The sequence below is a fragment of the Bacillus sp. COPE52 genome (assembly GCF_003355115.1).
Classification (GTDB): domain Bacteria; phylum Bacillota; class Bacilli; order Bacillales; family Bacillaceae_G; genus Bacillus_A; species Bacillus_A toyonensis.
Genome location: NZ_CP031292.1, coordinates 5,659,301 through 5,684,967, shown reverse-complemented (window position 1 = coordinate 5,684,967; position 25,667 = coordinate 5,659,301). Strand labels below are relative to the sequence as shown.

The window sequence follows — 25,667 nt, the reverse complement described above, 5'->3', positions numbered from 1 at the left end:
TCAATTCAAAGTAACATTCTTCCGGTAAAAACAAAAGATCAAAATACATCTTATGAGAAATGGGATCCAAAGAAGGCATATACAAAGGGCGATAAAGTAGAACATCAAGGGACAGTGTATGAAGCGGTTCAAAATCATCAAGGAAATGGTGACCCGAATTGGATATTTGCGTTATCTTTATGGAAACCACTTACAATCAAATAACATGTAAGAATCAGAAGTGAAGATAGAACAACATAAAATTGGGGCAGTATTTTAAAGATTTACTGGATGTTGCTTGAATTTTGATAGATTTCTCTACTAAGTTAGTATTCAAAAATTAAAATTAGAAAAGGGAGAAAATTAGTGATTATTCAGAAAGAAAAGAAAAGATTTAATAAAGTTATTATAATTACCGCAGCATGTAGCATGTTTTCTATGTTTGGAACGTCTATTTCGCACACTAAAGCTGCAACACATTCAGCTGCTCCAGCAGTTTATGTGAGTCCCCAAAATATACCTGCCTCAGATATTATTAGTATAGACTGGTCACCAGTTCAGACACCACCTTATACGTACTGGGCTGTACACAACTGGAATGCAGGTGGTGAAGCTGGAGGATATGCTGGTTTTCAACAACAAAGTGGGTTTGATGAAAATGGAAAACGTACTTTACATTTTGCCTTATGGGATCCAATTTCCTCTAAAGAAGCAATAAAGGCCGAATACTTATCTCCGAATTCGCAAGCTGGACCCTTTGGAGGAGAAGGAACAGGAATGAAGGTTCAAACAACTTATGGTTGGAAAGACTACAATTGGTACACAATGACAATGCGTTCATGGCAAGAAAATGGTCATACTAAATTTGGACAATGGATGAAAGATGTAACAAAGAATAAATGGCATCAAATTGCAATTATGGACTTTCCGGTTGCTAATGTTGCATTTAATCATGGATTAGGAATGTTTCAAGAAGACTGGGCTGATAGTGGACAGAATGTTCGAGAAGCGCGCCTGAAAAATGGTTATAGCCGAAAATTAGTTGATAAACAATGGAGTTCTTGGAATAATCAAAGTATTTCTGGAACGCATGATAATACTTATCAATATGATGGAGGATCTACTTCAGAATATGTATGGGTCAAAGCAGGAGGTAATACGCAGTCTACTATTGGGTCAGGAAAAATATTCACGCTAAATCAACCTACTCAACCTGAAATAGGAAAACTAGATTTTGATATCCAATCTATATATTATGAAAATGAAAAATTAAATGTATCTTGGAAACTAAAAGAAAATAGTACACCGCAATTTAAGGGGAAAATTGAAATTTATAACAATGAAAATATGACGGGCCAACCTATTAACGTAATTGATGATATTAAATCTTATCAAAATGGAATCAGTCAATCTATGTCATTACCAACAAATGCTTATGCAAAAATTGTATTAACGGATATATTTGATCAAACTGTTGAGAAAAAGGTACAAATCAAAAATGAGTCTCCAAACATTTTTGAAGGTAATGAATTTGCATGGTCGCTGAAAGGGATTGGAGATTTTGAATTTGCGAAAGTAAATTTAAATAAATCAACAGAAGAAATGCAAATTAATCTAAAAGCAGGTGTACCACATGACTACTTTGATAGTACATATGCAAGTATTAAAGTGCAAAACACATCAGGTAAAGTGGTCTATAACAAAGAGATTTATGGAAACAAACAGCAAAATGCTGAATCGCAAAAAGTTCCAGTCAAAGTAGGCGATTATATAGAGTTAACACATCTAGAAGGTGTACATAGAGCTACTCTTACAAATGTAGATAATAGTAAACAAGAGAGCTTTGGGAAAAAAGCCATATACGAAGTTACAAAGGAAGGTCTGAAGAAAGTAGAAAAAATGCCAGAAGCAACAATTTTAGAAGGGAACAAGTTTGCCTGGTCATTAAAAGGATATAGTGATAGAGAAATTGCAAAAGTAGATTATGATAAAACGGTAGAAGAGATGAAGGTAAAACTAGAAGCAGGTGTACCACATTCCTATTTTGCTAGTACGTATGCGAGTATTAAGGTCCAGAATTCTTCTGGTAACGTTCTGTACAATAAGGAAATCGCGGGAAATAAACAACAAAATGCTGAAAGCCAAACTGTGCCCGTCAAGGTAGGGGATTACATTGAATTTACCCATATAGAAGGAGAAGCAACAAAGGAAAAAACGCGAGCAACTTTAATTAACCTTGAAAATAACAAAAATGAAACCATTGGAAAAACAGCAAGATATCAAGTTACAAAAGAAGGCTTGAAGAAAGTAGAGAAAATGCCAGAAACAACGGTTTTAGATGGAAATCAATTCGCTTGGTCACTAAAGGGATATAATGATCGAGAAATCGCGAAAATAGAATATAACAAATCAACAGAAAAAATGCAGCTTAAATTAGAAGCGGGTATACCCCATTCTTATTTTACTAATACGTATGCAAGCATTAAAGTCCAGAATTTATCCGGTAATATTTTGTACAATAAAGAAATTATAGGAAATAGACAACAAGATGCTGAGAGCCAAACCGTTTCAGTCAAGGTAGGGGATTACATTGAGTTTACTCATATAGAGGGAGAAGCACAAAAGGAAAAGACACGCGCCACACTTACTAATCTTGAGAATAGTAAGCAGGAGTATATGGGAAAGAAAAGGATATATCAGGTTACCTCTATGGGATTATTAATAAAGTCATAGATTTCACTACAAAAGTTAAATTATAGATTTATATATTATATAAAAATCTTAACCATTATACGCATTAAAAAATTCTCAAGAGAATATAGATCGGCGGGTATAGTATGAACATATTCAAAGGGTTTCTAATTTCATCAATTGCAATGACCACATTTGTAGGAACAGATCTAATCCTACAAAATGATAGTATTCATAATAAAGTTTACGCTGAATCTTATAATGTCACATACAAAGAAAGAGATTCACAGGAAGAAAGATTAATTGTAAAGTTTAAAAATCAAATTGACTTACCTTATGAAGATGGTATTGAGAAACGAATAAAAAATGGGGATTATGATAACAATTTAAAGAAGTTATTTTCCGAAAATACAGAACTTACTTTGAATCGTCTGTTCTCATCTGTAAATCCGATAGAGATTGAAAAATTATCAGTACAATCTAAATCAGTTGCTAATGAATCAGCTAATAATTTATTAAATTATTATATTGTACAAGCTCCTAATAACATAGAAATAGAATTATTACTAAAAAAATTTGAAACATCTCCTCTTGTAGAGGAGGCTTATATACAAGAAAAACAAATTTTGACACCCCCTGAAATACAGTTACCAAATTTATCTGTTAATCCGTACGATGATCCTAGATTTAAAAATCAAGGATATCTTGAAGCGGCACCAAAGGGAATTAATGCCTCGCATGCTTGGAGCATTAAAGGTGGCGACGGGAAGGATACAACTTTTGTGGATATGGAATATGGATGGTTATTGAACCATGAGGATTTAGTTAATAAAAATATTAAGCTTATGTCGGGACAAAATATAAGCCAGCATAGAGCTCATGGTACTTCTGTATTAGGAATTGTTTCATCTGAAGATAATCAAATTGGAAATATTGGAATTGCACCAAAAGCAAATGTAAAAGTAATATCCCAGATTAGGGATAATGGAATTTATAATACAGCGGATGCTATTTTAAGTGCTGTACATAATTTACAAGCGGGAGATATTCTTTTATTAGAGGCACAAGCTTCGTATGATGGGTATGGGGATAAATATTTACCTGTAGAAGTACATCCAGATATTTTTGATGCAATTCGTGTTGGTGCAGATAAAGGGATTATTATTATAGAAGCTGGCGCAAATGGTTCAAACGACTTAGATAATTTTAAAGATCGTAATGGAAAAAAAATCTTAAATCGAAATAGTCCAGACTTCAAGGATTCAGGTGCTATTATGGTTGGGGCGGGATCATCAACTGTTCCACATAAACGTTTATGGTTTTCAAATTATGGAAGTCGATTAGATGTATATGGATGGGGAGAAAATGTTGATACAACATCAGCAAATCCAAGTCAAAATACTACAAATTTATATACATCAACATTTAGTGGAACATCAAGTGCTTCACCAATTATTGCTGGAGCAGCAACTTCGATTCAAGGTATTGCTAAAGAACATCGAGGTTCTCCTTATACACCAGCCGAATTAAGAAATATCTTAAGTAATCCGAATACAGGAACAAAATCTCAAGATCCGTGGAATGATAGAATAGGTGTTTTACCTGATCTAAAATCTATATTAGATAACTTAGGTTTTAATTCAGATATCCCGAACTCTTCTAGTATTTTAGAAGGAAAACAGTTTGCATGGTCACTAAAAGGAATTAGTGATTTCGAGTTTGCTAAAATCAATTTCAATAAGCCGACAGAAGAAATACAAATCGACTTAAAAGCAGGCGTACCGCATCATTATTTTAATGAAACGTATGCGAGTATTAAAGTACAAAATGCATCAGGAAAAGTAGTATACAAGAAAGACGTTTATGGAAACAAACAACAAAATGCTGAATCACAAAAGGTACCAGTCAAAGTAGGAGATTATATCGAGTTAACACATTTAGAAGGTGTGCATAGAGCTACTTTCACAAATGTCGATAATAGTAAACAAGAGAGCTTTGGAAAAAAAGCCATATACGAAGTTACAAAAGAAGGTCTGAAGAAAGTAGAAAAAATGCCAGAAGCAACAATTTTGGATGGAAATCAATTTGCATGGTCACTAAAAGGAATTAGTGATTTCGAGTTTGCAAAAGTTAATTTCAATAAGTCGACAGAAGAAATGCAAATCGACTTAAAAGCAGGCGTACCGCATCATTATTTTAATGAAACGTATGCGAGTATTAAAGTACAAAATGCAACAGGGAAAGTAGTATACAATAAAGACATTTATGGAAACAAACAACAAAATGCTGAATCGCAAAAAGTTCCAGTTAAAGTAGGAGATTATATTGAGTTGACACACCTAGAAGGTGTGCATAGAGCTACTTTAATAAATGTAGACAGCAGTAAACAAGAAAGCTTTGGAAAAAAAGTCATGTACGAAGTTACAAAAGAAGGCTTGAAGAAAGTAGAAAAAATGCCAGAAACAACGGTTTTAGATGGAAATCATTTTGGGTGGTCTTTAAAAGGATATAGTGATAGAGAAATCGCAAAAATTGATTATAATAGGACAACAGAGAAAATGCAGGTGAATTTAGAAGCAGGCGTACCACATTCTTACTTTAATAATACGTATGCAAGTATTACAGTAAAGAATTCAACCGGTAGTGTTGTGTATAATAAGGAAATAGTGGGAAACAGACAACAAAATGCTGAAATCCAAACAGTGCCCGTAAAAGTGGGAGATTACATTGAGTTTACCCATATAGAAGGGGAAGCAGTAAAGGAAAAGACACGTGCTACACTTCTTAACCTTGAGAATAATAAACAAGTATATATAGGCAAAAAAAGAACCTATCAAGTTACTTCAACGGGGTTAAACCAAATAGATTAACATGAAGAACATTCTAATTATTAGTTAGATGCAAATAGTCGTTCATTATGAACGGCTATTTGGCTTTTATTTAAATTATTGCCTTTTAAAAGAACGGAAAGAGTTTTTTCGAGTTAGTACCTTTTACATGATAAATATTGAAGAGGGAAAACCCACTTAGAAAGACTTTTAAGCAGAAAAATAGACTAGTCTATTTTAATTTCTAATGGTCCCAGTATCTTTTATTTTGACATGTGTCTTTACATTTATTTTAGCCTCTGCTAACGCTTGCGACCAATCTCCTTTTACTTTTTTCCACTCTTTATATTGAAAAGCTCTAGCATATAGGGATAATCCGATTGGATCAATTTTATTCTGCTGTATTTCATCCAACATATTTTGTAATTCCTTATTAATTTCTTTTTCGATAGCGTTTTCTAAATTATTTATATTTTTTTTATTATCATAATGCTCCTTAATTAAATTCGCATTGGTTTTTTCTATTAAAGCTACATTAGCATTTATTTGGAGATTAAATACAAACTTTCCGTTTTTAAAATTAACATCTATCTTCCTTTTCGCATTCTGTACGAAGATAGAAGTGTTTGTTTTTTTGTTGGACTTTTTAGGAGGAAGCGCAAGGTGTAGTATCATCCGGCCTGTATTTTTTGACTTATTTATAAGATTGAAGAACTTAACCTCTTTTTTAGGGATACGAGTTAAATATTTTCCTTGTCGATCTAAAAGTGCAATTCCTATCGTGTCAATTTCATTCTTTGTTTTTTGGATAACTGGAACAATTTGTGTCATTCCTTCTTCATTTTGTTCTCTCGTTAATTGTTGAATCGTAGAAGAAACGGATTGATTATTTTGAATGGAGGATTCGATTACACTACTTATATAAGATGGTAGTGATGGTTTATCTGGCTTATTAATTGTAAAAATTTCTTCTACAGGTCCATCTACAAGTACTACTTTAGCATTAATGGTAGCGTAAGGATCACGGTAAGAAGAATCAAGTTCCTGCAACCAATTTGATTCTCGCGCCAATTTTTTCCCAATTAAAATGATTTCAGCTTTGGAGGCTGTCATATAGCCCGTTAACTTTGTATCTATCTTACTGAAGCCATTATATACAGTTGATGCCTGGGTCCATTGCTCTATAGTACTTTGTTGCTGTTTATGATGAAAGAGTGGGATGCTTGTGCCAACTTTTATGTCTCCATTAGGGGCTCTATCCAAGCCAATTAATAGGATTAATGAAACCTTCTCAAGAGGAATTCTCTGACTACAACCAATTAAACATATACAACAAATTACAATCCATATCCATTTTCGAATCAAAGTTGTTTCCTCCTAGTAACCCAAGCAAAAAGAATGCTGTAAGCGAAAAATAAGATTGGTAATAGAATAAAGAAAATGATATTTAAGATATCCATAAGAGAATATATTAATAAATATTGATCCACATTGGGATTTAGAAAAATAAATAAGCCGACTATTAATACCATAAAACCAACCAGCGCCCAATTGCGAGCGTTTTTTTGAAGTGAAATGGTCACAGACTCAAAACTGAAAAATAAATATGGATATATTGTAGTGGAAAATACAATTAAATAGTAAGCGATATATATAATTTCTAATCGTTCTATGAAAGAAAAACGAACTCCTTTTAACAGATGAAATACTGGCCAAATTACGTCTTTTATCCCCTCCGGACTAAAGTATATATAAGAAAGAATAGTCACATATAGATAGAAAAACATGGTTCCAGTATTCGCAATTAGTATTCCCTTTATAGCTTGTTGTTTTTTTTGTAAGAACGGATATATATAATATGCAATTTCTAAGCCGGCATAAGGGGTAATGGTTTCTTTCGTTGCCTTTACAATAGGGTATAAGCCATCTTTAAAAATAGGAAGTAGGTGTAAAGGAGCATACATACTCTTTAATGAAAAAAGAAGAAATAGTGGCATCCAAGTAGTGAAGAAGAAAACAAGCATAGAATAACTAATAAGAGCCCTTAACCCACTCAGGACTAAAATAATAAAAGGCAATAGTAATAATATGGTGATTTGATAAGCAGGAGTGGAAGGGAATATCCACACTTTTACAATATCAGTTGCCTTTAATAAAGTATTAAAACCAGCAAAAAATAGATAAAAAGCATATAAAAGAAAAAGAATTGTACCTAGCGATTTACCAAAGTATGTTTTTAAAATCTGTGAGAAATTTTTGTTAGGGTTTTTTTGTAACATTAATATAATAAATACGCCAATTATAGAAGTGGTTATCCAACCCAAAATGATAGAAATCCAGCCATCTGTGCCAGCGGTAGTAGCAAGTGGGCTTGGCATAATTAACATACCTGAGGCTAGTTGCAGTGAATGAATGAAAACAATAAATTCAAATAAGGTTATGTTTTGGAATTTAAGATTCCCCATGCGAACTACCTTCTTTTTTCTTTTTTTGTTTCGGCTGCCCTGTACTCGAGCGGGTGGTAATCATAGAAATAGGAAATCTTACAAATGAATCTTTTAGCTCTTGGAGACGAAATGGTGCGATTGGCAATCCGTATGGTGAACCATAGGAAGTTAGCGAAACAAAATGAGCAAATAAGAGCATTAATCCACTAACAATACCTACAATGCCATAAAAATATGCCAATAACATCATTGGAAAACGAATAAGGCGTATAGAACTTGATAAATCGTAATTAGAAACAATAAATGATGCAATGGCAGTAATAGATACGATAATAACCATAACGTTACTCACAAGACCAGCCTGAACAGCCGCCTGCCCAATTACAATCCCTCCAACAATTCCAATTGTTTGTCCTATTGGCTGTGGTAAGCGAATACCAGCTTCACGTAGCATTTCTAGTGTGATTTCCATTATAAAAGCTTCCAGTAAGGGAGAGAAAGGGACTTTGACTCTTGACGTTGCAATAGAAGTGTATAAATCTAAAGGAATGATTTCAAAGTGAAAAGAGACGATAGCAATATAAATTGCGGGTAAAAAAATCGCTATAATAAATCCTGCAAATCGTAATAAACGAAAAAACGATGCAATGAGCCAATGTATATTATAGTCATCTGGAGTCTGAAAAAATCCAATTAAATTCATTGGGACAATCATCGCGCCAGGAGATCTATCAACTAATACTGCTATTTTTCCATCAAGTATATGATTTGAAATGGCGTCCGGACGTTCGCTTAAATAAGCCTGTGGAAAAGGAGTCCAATTTTGATCTTTTGTATAATTAGATAGTTCTCCAATGCCCAATACCGCATCCGTTTTAATATTACAGATTCTAGTTTCTATTTCTTGGACTACATCTGCGTTTGCTACATCACCTAAGTAAATCAAATAGACTAAAGAAGTGGCTCGTTCTCCAATCGTCAGCTTTTTGATTTTCAACTCTGTAGAAGGAATATAACGACGAATAAGGCCTATATTTTTTGCGGCATTTTCAATAAAACCATCATGTGATCCTTTAATAGTAACTTCTGAAATCGGTTCTTGAATTGCTCTCTCTGCCCAGCCTTTTGTATTTATTAGAAGTGATCGCTTTTCACCCTCCATAAACAGTACACATTGCCCCTCAAGTAATCCTTCTTTAATTTCATTCCATGTATATACTATTTTGGTATGAGTAGCAATAATATTAGAATTAAATATTTGATTGTCTTCATTTACTTCTTGTAATAATGGTGTAACAACATTGGCTTTTAATGCAATACCATCTGTAAGGCCTTCAAAATAATATAGTAAAATATTCGTGTTTGTTTTTAATTGCAAAGGATGTTCAATCAAATCTGCACTAATATCAAAGATATCATCTAGTGTATGTTTAAGTTGTTTTAAGTTACTTGTTTGGATCTTTTCAATGGATTTATCTGTCTTAGTTTCTAAGGTCTCTTCATTTAAGGACAAAATTGACACCTCTTTAATATATAACGATTAGTTGTAGTTATTATTTTTATATGATTGAATTTTATTCACTAATTTAAAAAAAATTGGAGCTAAGACTTCATAAAATTTGATGTGCTATATTATTAATTCAATAATTGAGAGCAAAAAATAGAGGTAATTTGTGTGGAAATCTAAGTATCAAGATAAGAATTGAAATTTGAATGATTATAATAAAAAAGAACCCTTGATAGGCTCTTTTTCATAGTTGGTAAATATGTTATCAACAATAGATGGCGATTAAGGTATTAATGTAGATGCCTTTAAGTTAATCAGCTGAATTTTGTAGGAAGAATTCTTTTTTTCATACCTTAACACTCAATGAAAAAGGATATTTCATTTATTTGGGTGTTCTAGTGTATTTGAATATTGCGCACTAATAAATTTTGTTTAGGGACAAAATGTATTTTCTTAATTATCAGAAAAATAAATACGACAAAATTCTTATTAATTATTTTGGTAGGTATCAAATATTTCTTTGGCCTTATTTTCTTGATATTACCGTACGTTTATATGTTTCTAAGGGAAAGAAATACTTTCATTTTTATGACCATCTATTGTTTGATTAAGATGGTAACACGAAATAGAAGCGTTTACAACCAAAAAATAAAGAAAAAATATTAAAATTAGACTTTTTTCGACAATTATTTTATGTTTATATTTCATTTTATTATAGGAAAAGGCGGGGGAAAGCGGACCTTTTCCTATAAAATGTTTTGTTGGAATTAGAAATAACTAAAAAAGTAATATAAGCTTAAAATTAAAATGAAATTCAATGAATATGAGCTGAAAGTCATGAAATTTAATGATAAGGTTATAATTGAATTTTTAAACCTCATGTGTATTGAAAGTATGGTCAAATCTTAATCCACGTTGCGTTTCTTCCTTTTGTAACTAGCTTAATATGGCCAAACACTTGCAAGGAATTTAAAGCCTTACTGATTGTACTTTCTGCAATGTCTGGATAAGTGTTACGAATACTTTCCTTAGTAAAAGGTTGTTTTTGTTTAAGTATAAAATCCTGAATTCTCTCAACTTTAGTATGTTTACATATAGAATCTAGAACTGTGTTATGAAGATCTTTGTAAGCCTCTAATATAATTGTTAAAAACGTTTTTAACCAAAAACTATTATTATGTTCCTCGCAGTACCAATTCACGGAAGATTTATAAATCGAATTGTAATAATCAGATTCATTTTTCTTAATATATTTATCCAAACATACATATTTTACAAATGTATGTCCACTCTTAATTAACAGCAATTGCATTAACATAAATGCCAGCCTGTTATTACCTTGATTGAAAGGGACTATGCAATAAAAATTTAATATAAAACGAGCTATTAATAAAAGTGAATGTAGCCCCTTACTAGTATTTAATGAGTTGTATTGATCACATAATTGCTCCATAAACTGTGGGATAAGTTCATGCGGAAGAATGCGGTAACTATTCAAGTGCATTCCATGTTCTGGAACTCCTGGAATAATAAAAGGTTTTTCACGCCATTTGGCACTGTCAGAGGTAATGTAATGTATTAGTTGAAAATGTAATTCCTGTATAGTTGCTGGATTAATTAATAAAGTACAGGAGTTTTTATGTATAAAAGAAAGTGTTTGATAATAGCAAAAAATAGCATCTTCAGAAATATTTTGAGGTACTATATCATCTAAAATAAGTTCTTTTAATCTTTTATTAGGAACTTTTATATCCTCATAAATAGTTGTGAAATTTTTTATGTAATGTAGTGGTATAGTTTTTTCTAAACTATTAAATATGTCAGGGTTTTGTTCCTGATAAGCAGCTAATTTTCCTTTGAATTCGCTAATTTCACTTATTAAATTTATTAACCTCCTTTTTAATTCAATATTTTTGTACTTATCATCAAAAAAGTCTCTCATTTTTGTTCCTCCTGTAACCCCTTAACACGTTGTTGCATATATCTTTCCATTCTAAAGGTATGCCACGACATTATTGTGAAATAAAAACATTTTAGGTCTGATTTTGAATATATATATCAGAATCTATATTTTTATTTAACAATTAAAATATAGAAATTATAAAGAAGAATCGTTAGGATTCAATTTTAATAGGCATAATCCTAACATCAAATGCACAAATGTACAATAAAAAAATAAAAAAAATAAAAAAATAAAACTATCGACTCTTTTGAAATATTATCTAAAAGAGTTTTAAGAAATTGTAGGTATAGATGTGCCTTAGTTTAGGAGTAAATAATAAAGTGGTAATAGAGTTTTCATAGGTAATTAAAAAGTATATAGACTATTAATTTGTGACAATTACGTGCCTAATCTATCATATGCTTTTATGAGAATTCTAAAATTAAATCCTAACGAGCTGAATTTTCTATATTTAGCATAAATATTAGAAAAGGCGTGCTGATGAAATGTGTCATTTTATATAGAAATATGTAACGTTTCACACTCGTATTGTAAAATATTTTGACATACGTTAATTTAAATATTAGGTACAGGAACATTTAATAAAAACTCAGTACTAAAGTACCCTTAAACGTTTCACCCTAAGAACGTTTTCTCAAGCACACTGAAGTTTACCCTTTGTTTCTGTGCCTTATTAGATAAAAATAACATAATAAATTTTTAGTATATGATAATAAAAAATGGCTTTTCCTTAAACATTAACAATCTCTTGATGATCTGTTTAAAGTAAGGAAATGCAGGGTAGACAATGGTATTAATAAAGAAAATACAGTTAAGCTAGATACCTTATAAGCTATTTTATAAGTAATTAAGCGTTAGATTGAATTAGTAAGAATATTATATGTGTTTGCTAAATGGCTTGTTTTAATTGGTCTGTTACTATTAATTTATGAATTTTAACATTTAGAAGCTAGTCAACATATAGGTTATATTAGTTATGTGGGTTTTAACTTCAAGTGTATATGTTTAAGGTTAAAGGATTTGTGAGTGGTATAAAAGAAGTGAAAGTCTGGAAGAAACGGATATAATCGGTTTCTTCCAGACTTTTTTTGCTTTTTTGTAATATAAAAAACTTATTTTTCCTACATGATTTAATTATCCGTTTTAATATTTGAATTTTTTGTGAAATAAAATGAGGTTTTTATTCTTCTTTAAATACATAATGTTACAAAATAGCGTAATTGTATTTACTTTATTTTTATAGGAGATTAAAAATAATAATAAATGTACCAATTTATGAGAGATATTAATATATTAATTGGTGATTTGTTTGTTTATCCCTATATTGCTATTATATTAGCGATAACAATAATATATTGGGGGGACAAGAATGAATTTGAAATTAACATCTAAATTGGAAAGATTAAGAAAAAGTAAAAAAGGAATTGGTGCTTGTGTTTTAGCTGCAGGGGTAACGGCTATTACTATGATTCCTCAAAGTGCTTATGCACATGGATTTGTTGAAAAGCCAAGTAGCCGTGCTGCTTTATGTAGTCAGGATTATGGGGCATTAAATTTAAATTGTGGAAATGTAATGTATGAACCTCAAAGTCTAGAAGCACCTAAAGGGTTTCCAGATGGTGGACCGATTGATGGTAAAATTGCTTCGGCAGGAGGACTATTTGGAGGAACTCTTGACCAACAAACAACAAATCGTTGGTTCAAAAATACAATTAAGGGTGGAGCAAATACATTTACATGGAAATATACAGCAGCACATCCTACAAGTAAATGGCATTATTACATTACAAAAAAGGGATGGAATCCTAATAAACCATTAACACGTGCTGAATTAGAACCAATTGGAACTGTTAAACATGACGGTTCGGCCGCATCAAATAATTTAACACATACAATTAATGTACCAACTGATCGTAATGGTTATCATGTTATTTTAGCTGTATGGGATGTATCAGATACGTCAAATGCGTTTTATAATGTAATTGATGTAAATTTAGTAAATAATGAGTCTCCTGATACAGTAGCTCCAAGTCAACCAACTGAATTAAATGCCTCTAAAGTTTCTGCCAATAGTGTTGAAATAACATGGAAGGCCTCTACTGATAATATAGGTGTAAAAGAATATCAAGTGTTACGTAATGGCGAAGTAATTGATACGGTACCAGGTACAACTTTTATTGATAAAAAACTAAAAGCAGATACGGAATATACCTATACAATAAAGGCATTAGACTCTGCTGGAAACATATCAAAAGAAAGTGAAAAACTAAAGGTTAAGACAACACATGCAATCCCAGATATAGAGGCTCCAACTCAACCAAAAGAATTACATAGTATGGGTACAACAGCGACAACTGTTGATTTGATGTGGAGTCCGTCTGAAGATAATGTAGGTGTTGACCATTATATTGTATATAGAGAAAGCGCTGGGGTTATGAATAAAATTGGGACAGCGGCAAATACATCCTTTATGGATAAAGATTTGAAGGCTAATACATCGTATAAATATGTAGTGACGGCGGTTGATTTAGCTGGAAATGAATCTAGTAGAAGTGATGTTTTGAATGTAACAACAAAGTCAGAGGATTCCACATATGAAAAATGGGATGCAAGAAAAGCATATACTAAAGGCGATAGAGTAGTACATGAGGGAAAAGTGTATGAAGCAGTTCAAAATCATCAAGGAAATGGCGACTCAAATTGGATTTTTGCCTTATCGCTTTGGAAGCCAGTTTTGAATAAGTGACAGGTGGGAAAAGGTAGTTAACATTTTTGGGTTTTCTTTTGAAAATTAAGGGCTGTTCCAAATATGAATTATTTTATGATTTAAATGATAAATCAATAAGATTTAAACCCCATCCTAATGTTTACGAAATGAAATTAAAAAAGAATCCCAATGGAATTTCATTGGGATTCTTTTTTTCTAATTTGTAATAGCGTATATTTTCACTGTGAATTTGTTAGTGGCACCCATTGGACTTGCAATATAGTATTTAGTATTTGTGTAAGCTTCAGTCCTAGATCCATGTGAAATGTTTTTCCAACGAGTAGAATCTATTCCTAGGGAGACATCAATCATTACATTGAAAGCGATAGTAGAAGAATAATCTTTTTCTGAAGGCTCAATAGCCCATTTTAATTCTTTGGTACCTACAGGTAAACTATCAATTTTAAAGTTTTGACTGGATCGATTTTGTTGCCCGGATAAAGGACTAGATTCAGATGATATTTGCGAAATTAATATTTCTTTTTCATTAGAATGTATACCATTTAATTTAATGATACTATCAATTAAACCTGGACCAGGAAAATCAGCTGCGATGATACCAGAATGTTTAATTACGCCTTGTTGTAAGATTTCGGTCCCAAGTGTATTCATTCCCCCATAGTATACTTGTCCGTTTCTATCGCGAGGGAAATCACTCCATGCATTTGTGGAATTCGTTTGAATCAATTTAGGACTACTATCAGTATTTCTGCTCTCTTTTCCGCTTGCAATAAACCAAGGATATACATTATTTAAAAATGCCGCTGCGCCCCCCGTACCACTAAAATGGTTGAGATAAATTTTTCCATTATTAAAGTTAGTATTTGCATTTTGTAGATGGGTTTTTATCGCAATCCATTTTGCATATATTTCGTCTGGTCCGCCACCAATTTCAAATTTATCTTGTATATTCAAACCTTCGTAATCAATACCGTACAATTGAGTGGATGTAAAGTTTTGTAAGATTACAATTTTTCCGCGGGTATCTCCTAAAGTAGGATTATTTCTATCTGAAGTTGGTACGGAGTTAGGGTTCCAAAAATATGAAGCATTAACGTTTTTATATTTTAAAAATATCTCCTCAAATGATAGAGATCCACTCTCAGGAGTAGTTTCTTCTTTTAGGCGCATTAATATTGTTTCTGTTGGATGATCTTTTAAAAATTGAATTGTCTCTTTTAATACATCTTCAAACACAGCTTTTTGATTTACAATGCCATGATACATTGCAAAAGAATCTTTTACACGTTTAACACGCATATCTACATATCGGATTCCAGAATTTAATTGTTGGGATAGACTCATAGTTTGATTTCTTGTCAAATTTTCATCAAGAAAGCTTGCTCCATGTAAAGCCATTGTACCGTGAGTCCCTGGAATAGATATTTCACTTAATTTTGTAGAATCTTCTATTTTCGACATCCACGCTGGATTTTGATATCCTATATTGGATTCATAGGAATAACCTGAATGACTATCAGCTAAAATAGTAGATGGTGTACTTAAACTTGCTAGTGTAATACAAGTGAGGATGCTAATTTTAATGAAATTTCTCATTTTTATTTTCTTCATTTTATCTCTCCTGACCTTTAAACAATTGCTAGATGATTTTTTCCTATATTTATTGTTTTTCATTCTTAAGATAATAAATTTTTGTATTTAAAAATAATTAAAAATAGGGGGAGTAAGTTATTTGAGACTTTAATAATTTGTTTTAATGAATTGTACCTAATAGCTAAACGTATTCTTGAAAAATCGAAGTATAACCTCCAAAAAATAACTGTTTATCGTATTGTATACAAACAAAACAGAAGTCCTAAAAAAGACTTCTATTTTGTGACATATAATGAATGATAAGGTGGTAAACTAATCAAGATAATGTGAATGAGTGGTAAAAATTTATTAATAGCTGTTTTAGAATCTCTTATAACAAGGCTGATTACAAAAAGTGAATCCCTACAATGCTAATAAAAATTGAAAAATTCTACTCATTAAAACTTAGACTAACTACAGTTGCGATTGATTGGGCTGCATGTTCCCAGCTTCCATCTATAACTTTACCAATCTGCTGACCAAGTACATTTAAATCATTTGGATTAACTGGAATTCCATTATAAGCAGCAAGAATTGATAAAAGTGGAGCAGCAAATGGTGTCCAACCACCTCTATCAATATTAAATACAGGTTTATCTAGTACCTTTCCATCTTGTACTGTAAACTCATAATAAAATTGATCATCTGGACGAAAACTTAAATGATGAGAAATTTGCCCCTTAACATATTTTTTTCCTGCACCTAGATTTACTACTTCTATTTCTTTTACATTAAATTCATGTTCAAATACTTTAATTTTTTTGACTTCTGGACCATTTAAGGCAGCTTGAACGGCTGTTTCCAAATTATTTTGTGCAAAAGGTTGAATACTCATTTGTGCCTCTTTTGGTTGAATAGGAGCCTCTTTTTCTGCAGCAAACACCGAGGTAGTAGGTAGCACACCTGTAGCTAATGTAGCTGCAAGTGCTGTTGTCATAATGATTTTTCTTTTCATCTTCATAGTTTTCCTTCCTCTCTTAAAGTTATGATATATAATCTTTTAAAGACTGACACAGTGCAATTTTTTTCATAATGTACGCAAAAAATCAGTTTAAGAATTATGTGAAATCGTGTCAGAAAATTAAAGGTAATTATATATGTATTTAAGATGATATCCATCTACACATATTTTTTCAATTTTTAGATAAATATAATGGTAATGACTTCTTGAGAGTTAATTTAGCAACTTGTTTATCTAGAAAAGTCCTATAAACACATTTAGTTCATAGTAAAAGTAATATATTTGATATCAAGTGTCTTACTTAATGCGATAAAATTTCACAATTTTTTATTGTTATATACAAAAAAAGGTAACGAAACATAAGCAATATGTAATACTTGTTATAGGTGTGAATTATGCGGATATACTTATTGTAACAGCTAAGATGTTAGATAATATTTTGCTTAAAAACATTACTTATCCGGATTAATGAAAAGTATTTTAATGTATTAGTTTGATTTGATATAAAAAGAGGAAGCATTTTTATTTGCGTCCTCTTTTTATAATAATTTATTTTACAAGTTCAGAAGAATCTTTGATCATCTAAATAAATTCTATCACTCTATTAGGAGATAATAATAGAAAAATGTGGACTTTTATTTAGTTCATTTTCTATCAATCCGTTTAATCCTTTAATAATACTGTAGGCAAGCATGATACTTAGTTCAGGACCTTTTCTATTGTTTTATTGATAATACTCCTTCTTGGTACTATTCTAAGTATTTTTCGGCTAGGTAAGAGGGGTATGTTGAAATAGGAGGGCCCATCTTAAAGTAGGATAAATTGGTCTTTGAAATCGGTATACAGTTCTTTAATAAATATAGTTTTTGCAATATATCTTTATCTATGGGATGAAGCATATAATCTGTCATGATGAAATAATTGTGATGATAGATAAATACCTTTCCTTCCGGTAAGATCGTGTAATTAGATAAATTGGGATAAATAGGTGGTCCATCTAAAAATTGATCTAAACTATGTTGTGAAACTTTAATAATATCTTGAATTGAAAATTTAAATTTGCGGAATGCTATGGTGTTAATAAATGGACGTTTTTGATTATTTTCTATATAAAATAATTCTCCTTTTTCATTTTGCACAACCCGTAGATTTGGTATTGATGTTGTAAGGCTTATGGGTGGTCCTTCTGTATATTTGTAGATAAATGGATCAGGAATTAAGACAATTTCATTTTGATTATATTTGAAATAGGAAAGCATTTCTTTTGAAATGAGCCTGCGTTTAAAATTATCAATTAAAAATACTTCACCCTGTGAATTACTGAACAAAATACCATTTAAATCTTTTGAAGGGAGGTTAGCGTACAAGTTTTGGAAAGAGAATGGTGTTTTAAAAGTAATATCAAGCACTTTGTTAATGGGATAAAAAGGTTGGAATGTATTTAGGCGTTTCCAAAACATTGCATCTCCAGCAAACCAATATAAAGGGTTTGTATCCCAATATCCACGGTACTTTTCATAGACTTTTACTAATATTCTTTTAGTATGCATAACTGAACAGTGATCTACAACATTAGCAGCTGTATATAAAATTTTCGAAGCTTCTCTCACAAATTCATTTGTAGGTTGTAAGTTATAATCAACATGTTTTACGTATTGGGAAGAGTACACTACATCAATTTCAGGATGTTTTTCTAAGAAAGATAACATTTCAGCTAATCTGTTTGGAAGGTAAATAGTATCATCCGTTAGATAGCAAATATAATCCCCACATGTTAATGGAAGTGCCTCATTGATAAGTGTTGCATATCTTGTAGTTTTATATCGTTCTTCATCTTGTATAAAACTATTCTTATAAGTAATTCGAGGATCCTCTAGATAATTTTTTATGACATTTATAGTTTCTGGACAAGAGTTATCATCCATAATAAAAAGTTCCCATTCTGTATAAGTTTGCATTAGAACACTTTCAATAACTTGATTAATTAATGATGGCTTATTATAACTAGTAAGGATAATTGATATTTTGGGTTGCAAATTTTTCACCTCTATTTAGAATGTTGAATGTGTTTTTCTAGTGAAATCTAATAATTAAAGCTTTATCGACACTTTCTTTTTTATACTTGAATAGTTTATTACCTTTTCATAGATATGGTATGGACTATTGTGGAGAAAAAAAGGGACATGGGTGAATATAAATACTGCTATTAATTTTTTATAGATAAATAAACTTATTTTAAAATTATCGGAACGGTTTGTCCTTTCTATTTATATAATAACGTAACTGTTTTTGTATTTATTGATAAGGAGGAGAGGGATATTTGCCTAAAATTTCAGTTATAATGACAAGTTACAATAAACCTATGTTTGTTGAAAAATCAATATTAAGTGTATTAAACCAAACATTTCAAGATTTCGAGCTTTTTATAATGGATGATGATTCAGATGAAATAACCCAGAAGGTGATTCAACCATTCATAAATAAGGAAAATGTACATTTTTATAAAAGTAATATAGCTCATATTTCTGAAAGGACAAAAAAAGTAAGATATGCCGCTTTAATTAATGAGGCACTTAAGCATGCTAAAGGGGAATATATAACTTATATTACAGATGATAATCAATATGAAGAAGAACGCCTTAAAAAGATGTCTAGTTATCTTGATGAGAATAAAGATGTTCAAATTATTTATTCTGCATCAAAAACGATTCATATAGATGAAACAGATATGCCTATTAAAACGGTTGAAAGACCTGCAAAAAAAATTACGAATAATGCTCCATGTACAATTGATCATTGTTCTATTATGCATAGAGCATCTGTTTTACCAATTCTTGAAAAAAGGTGGAATTCTTACTGGGATGAAGATCCTCAGTTTTACCGGATAGGAGATGCACGTTTCTTTTGGAGATTAAATCACTATTGGGATTTTTATCCCTTAGATGAAATTTTAGATATTAATTATATTACTCCTCATTCAATACATGCGCAGTTATTTGCCGAAGAAAAAAATGAATTTGTGCAATTATTACCACCACAAAGAACATGCAAAGAATTAAGAGAAGATCTAAGAAGAAAAAGAGGGTGAAAAATTGAGTGACATTTATTTGAAAAATTACTGGCTATTAAATCTAGAGTATATAAATATTTTTTCAGGGTTAAAGCATTATAACATTCCTTTACCATTACTGAGTAATTTTTATCAATATTTAGATGAAGATATAAAAAATGAAATGAAAGATAATAATTTTTACAAGAAATTGTCAATTGAGCCAATAGTGGAAACACAGTTACAGTTAGAGTTTGAAAAAATAATTTCTGCATTTCAATCAAAAATAAAAAGAAAAAATCAAAGTGGATCAATCCTCCTAAATTCAGATTATCTCCGTTTTTCAGTAAGTAACTTTACCCACTTTAATCCAAATCAAACAAAGATATTAACTAGATCAAAAAAGACCGAACTCTACGGTCTTCCTACAGTTTGTGCACCAGATTATATTAATAAAGCCTCTAATAACGCACATGTTTTTATAGAAAAAGCTAAAGAAATCTTTTTAAAGTTTAATAAGCACCCACTATTTTCAAACATGTTTTTTCAAAAAAAATTACTCAGCGACCTTCCTATCATGATCGAGAAACTTAATATGGCTCATTTTATCTTTAAAGAACAAGATATTTCTAGTGTGATCGTTGGTACTACGGAAGATATAACAAGTAGAGCTCTTACGTTTCTTTCTAGTAGTGAGGGTATACCAAGTTATTGTCTACAGCATGGTGCAATAATGGGAGAAGAAGCATACTTTCCTGTTTTCGCAACAAAACAGGTCGTATATGGGAAATATGAAGAAGGTTGGTACCTTCAAAAAGGGGTCACTGAATCTCAAATTGAAATATTAGGGCACCCCAGATATGATGAGATCTTTGATAGAGTATATATGGATAAAAAGAGTCTTTTTAATAAATTAAAAATAGACTCCTCTACAAAAGTGGTTTTTATTGCAACCCAGCCATTTAAAACTTCATTTTATACTGAACTGACAGAAAAGCTAGTGAAAGACAAAAATATTACGGTTATTATAAAGCCTCATCCTTGGGAAAAAGGGCGTAACCTAGTAGGAGAATATATTAAGTTAAGTAACACATATCCAAATGTTAAATATATAACAAATGAAGTAAACATGTATGATGTTATTTTACATGCAAATCTTGTGGTTATCTCAAATTCAACAGTAGGATTAGAGGCAATGTTATTAGACATACCTGTAGTTGTTTATAAATCTTTATTAGAGGAAAGGGATTATAAATATTATGATACGTTAGAGTGGCTTGTAAATCATTCTATGGAGGATGTGACTAGCACAATTAAAAAGGTTCTACATGATCCTTTACAATCTAATTTAGCAAAAGAATTAAGAAAAAAATTTATTAATGAAAACTATCCGCAAGAAGCATGCACAAAAAGATTAATAAATTTAATTCAAGGTGAAAAAGATTAAACGCATCACCATTTATAATTATTTGAAGTGAAAGATTATATCCTCAGTTTTCAGAGATTAATATGTATTTTAAACCTGCGATAAGAACGTACGATTTGGTATCCAGCAACCTATTTTTCTCTCAACAAATGACTTGCCTGTGGAACTACACACACATTGAAGAGAGATTCTTCTTAGCAAAAAGAAATTTTTTAATATGAGGAGGTATATATTTTCATGTTTTTTAAAGATAAAAACGTATTAATTATTGGTGGAACAGGAACAATTGGAAAAAGCATTCTTTCTAATGTTCTACAGGAAAAGCCAAAAGTGGTAAGGGTTTTTAGTAGAAGTGAATATAATCAATTTTTATTACAAGAAGAATTTAGGGATAAAAGTCAAAATATTCGTTATTTAATTGGGGATATTCGCAATTATGATCGAGTATTTAGTGCGATGGAAAATATTGATTATGTATTTCATGTGGCCGCGATGAAGCATGTTTCTTTTTGTGAATATAATCCGTTTGAAGCAGTTTTGACCAATATTTTTGGAACACAAAATGTAATAAAAGCGGCAATTGCTCAGAAAGTAAAAAAGGTAGTTTTTACAAGCTCTGATAAAGCGATTTCACCAACAAATAATTACGGTGCAACAAAGTTGACTGCTGAAAGATTGATTACATCAGCGGAATATTCAAAAGGTTCAAGTGAAACGATATTTGCAAGTGTTCGTTTCGGAAATGTGATGGGGTCAAGAGGCTCTGTCATTCCTCTATTTGAAAATCAAATTAAAGAAAACCAAAAAATAACTGTAACGGATATTAGTATGAGTAGATTTATGATGACACTGAATCAAGCAACTATGTTAACAATTGAAGCAATGAGAATAGCAAAGGGTGGTGAAACTTTTATATTAAAAATGCCGGTTATTTCATTAAAAGATTTAAGTGAAGTGATGATAGAAGAAGTTACAAAGTTATATGGGTTGCCTAAGGAGAATATAAAAATTGAAGAAATTGGATTAAAACCTGGTGAAAAAATGTATGAAGAACTTATGACACATGATGAGTCTTTACAGGCTTTTGAATTACCAGATATGTTTATCATTCCTAGTCCATTAAAAAAGGGTACACAATATGAAAATGCAAAAAGGGCGAAAGTAGGGTTTTACCGTTCTGATAATCAAAATGCGATTTCAAAAGAAGAGCTTAGAAATTTAATATTAAACCAGCAACTATTAACAGGAGGGGAGAAACTATGAAAATATTAGTAACTGGTGGTGCAGGTTTTATTGGTAGGTGGGTTGTAAAGAGATTATTGCAGGATAAGCATGAAGTATGGATATTAGACAACTTAGCAAATTCAACTACTGCAAATATTACCGAATTTGCACACGATTTAAATTTAAAACAATGCATTCAAGGGGATATCAAAGATAAAAAATTAGTTGCTGAATTATTTAAAAATAATTCATTTGACCTTTGTTATCATTTAGCAGCGAGTATCAATGTTCAAGATAGTATAGATGATGCTAGATCAACTTTTGAAAATGATACAATAGGTACTTTTAATTTGTTAGAACAATGTCTTAAGTATGATGTCAAAATGGTCTTTATGAGTACTTGTATGGTATATGATAAAGCTACTAATATGCAAGGGATATCAGAATTAGACCCAATTAAACCAGCTTCTCCATATGCTGGATCAAAAATTGCTGCTGAAAACATGGTTTTATCTTACTATTATGCTTATAAGCTACCTGTAGTGGTTATTCGCCCATTTAATACGTATGGTCCATTCCAGAAAACAGGTGGGGAAGGTGGGGTTGTTGCTATTTTTATAAATAATAAATTAGATAATGTACCACTGAATATATATGGGGATGGAAAACAAACGAGAGACCTTTTATACGTTGAAGATTGTGCAAATTTTGTTGTGGCAGCAGGATACTCTGAAAAAGCAAATGGTCATATTATCAACGCTGGAACAGGACAAGATATATCCATTAATAAATTAGCAGAATTGATTTCAGGAAATAAAGTAAGTATTCAACATGTAACTCATATCCATCCGCAAAGTGAAATCCAAAAATTATTATGTAACTATGAAAAAGCAAAAACAATATTAAACTGGGAACCGAAAGTTTCTTTAGAAGATGGAGTTATTAAAACAGAAGAGTGGATTAAATCTTTAAAAATTTACCCTAAGGAGAAAGAGTAATGGTAAGGGGAATTCTCGGTATTCATGGAGGAAAGCCTGTTAGAGAAACTTATTTACCATATGGTCAGCAACAAATTGATGAATATGACATTCAGGCTGTTGTAGACGTATTAAAAGGGGATTTTTTAACAACAGGACCTATGGTTCAACAGTTTGAGGGAGCTATAGCGAAATATGTGGGAGCAAAATACGCTGTTTCCTTTTCAAATGGTACAGCTGCATTGCATGCTGCCTGCTATGCAGCTGGTATAAATGAGGGAGATGAGGTAATTACAACTCCAATGACATTTGTAGCAAGTGCAAATTGTATTTTATATCAGGGAGGACAGCCGGTATTTGCCGATATTGACAATGAAACATATAACATTAGTCCTAAATCTATAGAGGAAATGATTACGAACAAAACAAAAGCCATTATTCCCGTACACTTTACTGGTCAGCCTGTAGAGTTAGAAGCAATACAAAAAATAGCAAAAGAAAATAATTTGATTATCATTGAAGATGCAGCCCACGCATTAGGAGCCACATATAAAAATAAAAAGATTGGTTCAATTGGTGACATGACAATGTTTAGCTTTCATCCAGTAAAACATATTACTACCGGAGAGGGCGGAGTAATTACCACAAATAATCCTCTTTTTTATGAAAAACTTGTTCAATTCCGTACACATGGAATTGAAAGGAATCCCCATAAACTTCTTGAAAATCATGGGCCTTGGTATTATGAAATGCAATTCTTAGGTTACAACTATAGAATTACGGATATACAAGCTGCTCTTGGTATATCACAGTTAAGTAAGTTAGACTCTTTTATTAAGATTCGAAAGAAATATGTAGACATCTATAATAAAGAATTTAGTTCTTTATCTGAAATCATCATACCAAAGCAATTGCCTCAAACCAGTTCGAGCTGGCACCTTTATATCATTCGTTTAAATACTAAATTATTAAAATGTAATCGAAAAGAAGTTTACGAAGCGTTACAAAGAGAAAATATCGGTGTGAATGTGCACTATATACCCGTACATTTACAACCGTTTTATCAAAAATTAGGTTTTGAAAAAGGTGTTTGTCCGCAAGCAGAAAACGTATATGAGGAAATTATTACGCTGCCTCTATTTCCTAAAATGACAGAAGCTGATGTGTGGGATGTAATACAAGCTGTGAGAAAAGTTCTTTCGTTTTATAGTGTTGCTAAAAATTAAATGAAAGGGGTGTTAATAAAATTGCAAAATCAGAAATTGTTAAGAGCAGTTACAAAAGTTGATATTAAAAAGGGAGAGATTATTACAGCTAATAAAGTAACAATGGAATTAAATGTTGTAGAAAATGCGCTGAACGAGCTTGAAGCAGAGGAATTATTACCTCAGGTAGCTGTATATAATTTGTCTGCAGGTACCCCATTAACAAAAGAGGTTATTGAACCTCCTAAGGTAGTAATAATTGTACTTTGCCGCTTAAAATCTACTAGGTTACCTTTAAAAGCAATATTGCCAATACACGGAGTGTCTTCCATTGAACGATGTCTTATAAATACATTAGCTATTCCAGGAAAACATCAGGTCATACTTGCTACTTCAGAGATTGCACAAGATGACCCTTTGGAAAAATTTAATTTAGATGGAAAGGTTAAGATTTTTAGAGGTGATCCAGAAAATACCGCTGATCGCATGTTCCAAGCTGCAAAACAAGAAAATGCAAACATTGTCATACGGATTACAGGAGATTGCCCAGCTGTGTCACCAGAAATTAATACTTTTTTACTAGATGAACATTTGAAAAGTGGTGCAGATTATACACAGGCAGAGTTAAGTACGTTACCTGTCGGAACAGCAGGCGATATTTTTACATTAGAGGCAATTGAACGACTACTACAAACCCCAAAACCTTTAACCTATGCAGAATACCTTCCGTTTTATTTTATTAATAATCCACATTTATTTCGTATCAATATAGTGAAACTTCCTCCACCCTTTTGTTACCCTACTTGGAGGTTAACTTTAGATGAACAACCGGATTTAGATATGTTCAATGAACTTTATAAAGGTCTGAATGTAAAATCTAAACCTTTATTTTTTCATCAAATAAAAGATTACATCCTTCGAAATCCTGAACTTATTGAAATGAATAATCATGTGAAATTGAAATGGGCAAATCAACAATCATTAGTAGATGAGCTGAATAGAGAAACGAAATTATAAGTTAATAAATTATAGTGCTTTTAGTGAGGAGGG

The 25,667-nt window shown here is 31.5% G+C and carries 17 protein-coding genes; 10 read left to right on the top strand and 7 right to left on the bottom strand.

Translation table 11 applies throughout. The features are described from left to right. From DPQ31_RS28690 to DPQ31_RS28680, 3 genes are all read left to right on the top strand, one after another. Positions 1-204: carbohydrate-binding protein (locus DPQ31_RS28690; protein ID WP_395933218.1), on the top strand; the 204-nt coding region annotated here is incomplete at its 5' end. A gap of 141 nt (positions 205-345) precedes the next feature. Then, the gene (locus DPQ31_RS28685) at positions 346-2,712 is read left to right on the top strand and encodes a putative mucin/carbohydrate-binding domain-containing protein (protein ID WP_208731418.1); all 2,367 of its coding nucleotides are present in this window, start codon (positions 346-348) and stop codon (positions 2,710-2,712) included. Between the two features lie 104 nt (positions 2,713-2,816). Further along, entirely contained in the window at positions 2,817-5,540 is a 2,724-nt protein-coding gene (locus tag DPQ31_RS28680) for a putative mucin/carbohydrate-binding domain-containing protein (protein ID WP_208731417.1), read from the top strand. 195 nt (positions 5,541-5,735) lie between these two features. Here the strand turns inward: DPQ31_RS28680 and DPQ31_RS28675 are convergent, their stop codons facing one another. The 4 genes from DPQ31_RS28675 to DPQ31_RS28660 form a co-directional block, all read right to left on the bottom strand. Continuing rightward, on the bottom strand, positions 5,736-6,863 hold the full coding sequence (locus tag DPQ31_RS28675; protein WP_098712000.1) for a Ger(x)C family spore germination protein: 1,128 nt from the start codon (positions 6,861-6,863) through the stop codon (positions 5,736-5,738). Then, positions 6,860-7,963, bottom strand: a complete 1,104-nt coding sequence (locus DPQ31_RS28670; protein WP_208731416.1) for a GerAB/ArcD/ProY family transporter — start codon at positions 7,961-7,963, stop codon at positions 6,860-6,862. The genes DPQ31_RS28675 and DPQ31_RS28670 overlap by 4 nt, the downstream gene beginning before the upstream one ends. Beyond that, a complete protein-coding gene (locus DPQ31_RS28665; RefSeq protein WP_106080969.1) occupies positions 7,950-9,458 on the bottom strand; it encodes a spore germination protein in 1,509 nt (502 codons plus the stop codon). The genes DPQ31_RS28670 and DPQ31_RS28665 overlap by 14 nt, the downstream gene beginning before the upstream one ends. 892 nt (positions 9,459-10,350) lie before the next feature. Continuing rightward, the gene (locus tag DPQ31_RS28660) at positions 10,351-11,394 is read right to left on the bottom strand and encodes a Fic family protein (protein ID WP_016130658.1); all 1,044 of its coding nucleotides are present in this window, start codon (positions 11,392-11,394) and stop codon (positions 10,351-10,353) included. A gap of 1,390 nt (positions 11,395-12,784) precedes the next feature. Between DPQ31_RS28660 and DPQ31_RS28655 the strand changes: the two genes are divergently transcribed. Further along, positions 12,785-14,161, top strand: a complete 1,377-nt coding sequence (locus DPQ31_RS28655) for a lytic polysaccharide monooxygenase (protein WP_208731415.1) — start codon at positions 12,785-12,787, stop codon at positions 14,159-14,161. Between the two features lie 177 nt (positions 14,162-14,338). On the opposite strand, the gene DPQ31_RS28650 is transcribed toward DPQ31_RS28655, so the two are convergent. From DPQ31_RS28650 to DPQ31_RS28640, 3 genes are all read right to left on the bottom strand, one after another. Next, entirely contained in the window at positions 14,339-15,754 is a 1,416-nt protein-coding gene (locus DPQ31_RS28650; protein ID WP_097957430.1) for a phosphatidylinositol-specific phospholipase C, read from the bottom strand. A gap of 412 nt (positions 15,755-16,166) precedes the next feature. After that, the gene (locus DPQ31_RS28645; RefSeq protein WP_208731414.1) at positions 16,167-16,736 is read right to left on the bottom strand and encodes a methyltransferase; all 570 of its coding nucleotides are present in this window, start codon (positions 16,734-16,736) and stop codon (positions 16,167-16,169) included. 749 nt (positions 16,737-17,485) lie between these two features. Continuing rightward, positions 17,486-18,772 (bottom strand): glycosyltransferase family 2 protein, encoded by a 1,287-nt coding sequence (locus DPQ31_RS28640; RefSeq protein ID WP_208731413.1) that lies wholly within the window; start codon positions 18,770-18,772, stop codon positions 17,486-17,488. Positions 18,773-19,056: 284 nt separating this feature from the next. On the opposite strand from DPQ31_RS28640, the gene DPQ31_RS28635 reads away from it, so the two are divergent. From DPQ31_RS28635 to DPQ31_RS28610, 6 genes are all read left to right on the top strand, one after another. Beyond that, positions 19,057-19,824 carry a glycosyltransferase family 2 protein gene (locus tag DPQ31_RS28635; protein ID WP_208731412.1) on the top strand — a complete coding sequence of 256 codons (768 nt, stop codon included), beginning with the start codon at positions 19,057-19,059 and terminating at the stop codon, positions 19,822-19,824. Between the two features lie 4 nt (positions 19,825-19,828). Beyond that, on the top strand, positions 19,829-21,232 hold the full coding sequence (locus DPQ31_RS28630; RefSeq protein ID WP_208731411.1) for a CDP-glycerol glycerophosphotransferase family protein: 1,404 nt from the start codon (positions 19,829-19,831) through the stop codon (positions 21,230-21,232). A gap of 216 nt (positions 21,233-21,448) precedes the next feature. Beyond that, positions 21,449-22,474 carry an SDR family NAD(P)-dependent oxidoreductase gene (locus DPQ31_RS28625; RefSeq protein WP_208731410.1) on the top strand — a complete coding sequence of 342 codons (1,026 nt, stop codon included), beginning with the start codon at positions 21,449-21,451 and terminating at the stop codon, positions 22,472-22,474. Next, entirely contained in the window at positions 22,471-23,433 is a 963-nt protein-coding gene (locus tag DPQ31_RS28620) for a dTDP-glucose 4,6-dehydratase (protein WP_208731409.1), read from the top strand. The genes DPQ31_RS28625 and DPQ31_RS28620 overlap by 4 nt, the downstream gene beginning before the upstream one ends. Then, a complete protein-coding gene (pseC, locus tag DPQ31_RS28615; RefSeq protein ID WP_208731408.1) occupies positions 23,433-24,638 on the top strand; it encodes a UDP-4-amino-4,6-dideoxy-N-acetyl-beta-L-altrosamine transaminase in 1,206 nt (401 codons plus the stop codon). Before DPQ31_RS28620 ends, pseC begins: the two co-directional genes overlap by 1 nt. Further along, the gene (locus tag DPQ31_RS28610; RefSeq protein ID WP_097957435.1) at positions 24,639-25,634 is read left to right on the top strand and encodes a cytidylyltransferase domain-containing protein; all 996 of its coding nucleotides are present in this window, start codon (positions 24,639-24,641) and stop codon (positions 25,632-25,634) included. The last annotated feature ends 33 nt before the right edge of the window (positions 25,635-25,667 follow it).